Genomic DNA, 2043 nt, shown 5'->3' with positions numbered 1-2043 from the left:
TCCGCTAAACACGGGGGCTGCGCGGCGGACACGCCGACGTCACCGCAATGCCACGCCATTTTGCAGAACTTGACGCACACAACTTGGTTGGCGGCATCCAGCCGGCGCTACCCTGGTCACCCGGAGGCAGCAGAGATCGAATCAGGCGGCGAAGCACAATTTTCCGCCAAGTGCCTGAGACTGTTTGGTAGTGGAACCAGTCATAGGCGGAACTGATCTCCGGTCAATGTTTCTGCTTTGGTCCAAAAAAACAGCGAAATTCGACGAATCTCAACGTTTCGGGCACTCTCGATCTCAAAATCGATGCTATATCGCGGCGGACTAGCGTCCAAATTGCCGGCGCAAGCGCGTTACGACTTCATCGTAAGCGGTGTTCTCAGGCCACGGCCTTTAGCTCGGGCGCCCGGATGTAGGTCCAAGGCAGCAGGTCGTCGATCCGGCTGTTCGGATGGCTGTTGACGATCCTGGTGAGTACGTCGGCGAGGTAGCCGAGTGGCTCGACGCCATTGAGTTTGCAGGTCTCGATCAGCGACGCAATGACTGCCCAGTGTTCGGCGCCGCCGTCCGAGCCAGCGAAGAGCGCGTTCTTGCGGTTGAGCGCGATCGGGCGGATTGAGCGTTCGACGGTGTTGCTGTCGATCTCGATGCGGCCGTCGTCAAGGAAGCGTGTCAGGCCTTGCCAGCGCGAGAGCGTGTAGCGGATCGCCTCGGCGAGCTTTGTCTTCTGGCTGATCAGGCCGAGCTTCTCGCGTAGCCAGAGTTCAAGGTCGGCGACAATGGCACGGCTATTTTCCCGACGTACCGCACGGCGTTCATCGGCCGATCGGCCGCGGATATCATCCTCTATTCTGTAGAGCTCGGCGATCCGTCTCAGCGCCTCGCCGGCGATCGGCGCCGGTCCGGACACGGCCAATTCATAGAACCGCCGGCGAACGTGCGCCCAGCAGAAGGCGAGCGTCACGCCGCTCTTGTCGGCCAGCACACGATAGCCGCCATAGCCGTCGACCTGCAGGATTCCAGTGAAGCCTGCGAGATGAGCGATCGGACGCTCGGCCTTCCGATCGGGTGCATAGACATAGGCGACGCCCGGCGGGTCGCTCCCCTCCCATGGTCGGTCATCGCGGGCATAGGCCCAGAGCTGCCCGGTCTTGGTCTTGCCGCGGCCGGGATCGAGCACCGGCGCGGTCGTCTCGTCGGCAAAGAGTTTTGGTGAAGTCTTCAATTTGCCAAGTAGCCGCTCATGCACCGGACGCAGGTGCCAGGCGGCGCGGCCGACCCAGTCGGCGAGCGTGGAGCGATCGAGATTGATGCCCTGCCGGGCGTAGATCTGCGCCTGACGATAGAGCGGCAAGTGATCGGCATATTTGGAGACCAGCACCTGGGCGACCGTCGCTTCGGTCGGAAGACCACCTTCGATCAGCCGGGCGGGCGCCGGAGCCTGAACGACAACGTCCTCGCAGGCGCGGCAGGCATATTTGGGCCGGCGCACGACGATCACACGCAGCTGCGACGGCACGATGTCGAGCCGCTCGCTCACGTCCTCGCCGATGCGATGCAGACCATTGCGGTAGCACGGGCAGGCTTGATCCTCGATGTCGATGACCATCTCGACGCGCGGCAGATGGGGTGGCAGCGCGCCCCGGTTCGCTCGGCGCTTTGCGACACGCGCCTGACGTTCTCCAAGAGTGGTCTGTGCCTGCTCTTCGTCACCCGCGGCCTCGATCTGTTCGGCTTCCTCAAGCCCCAGCAGAAGCTGGTCTTCGGGCAGCGTCTCGGCACGCCGGCCGAAGCGGTGGCGCTGCAATTCCTTGATGATTTGGATCAGCCGGGCGTTCTCGACGTCGCGCGCCAGGATCATCGCCTTCAGCGCGTCCGGATCGTCGGGAAGCTGGTCAGCAGTCATCGCCATGACCGGATCAGACCATATTCGCCGACAGCCCGCGACAGCGGAATCCAGACTGATTCACTTCGTCGCGGGTCAGCCGGCCTGGGCTGGAACGCGGGTCCGGCGCGCCTCATGGACGCGCCGCCAGTCGAGACCTT

General features: G+C 63.3%; 1 protein-coding gene. It reads right to left on the bottom strand.

Features of this window, described 5'->3' with window-relative positions; all coding sequences use genetic code 11:
* Nucleotides 1-376: 376 nt before the first annotated feature.
* Nucleotides 377-1909: an IS66 family transposase gene (gene tnpC, locus NKJ20_RS33930; protein ID WP_352749937.1), complete on the bottom strand. Its 1533-nt coding sequence runs from the start codon at nucleotides 1907-1909 to the stop codon at nucleotides 377-379.
* Nucleotides 1910-2043 lie beyond the last annotated feature (134 nt).

It is taken from the genome of Mesorhizobium sp. M0185 (assembly GCF_040322175.1).
In the GTDB taxonomy this organism is placed as follows: Bacteria; Pseudomonadota; Alphaproteobacteria; order Rhizobiales; family Rhizobiaceae; genus Mesorhizobium.
This window is presented reverse-complemented; position numbering and strand designations above follow the sequence as displayed.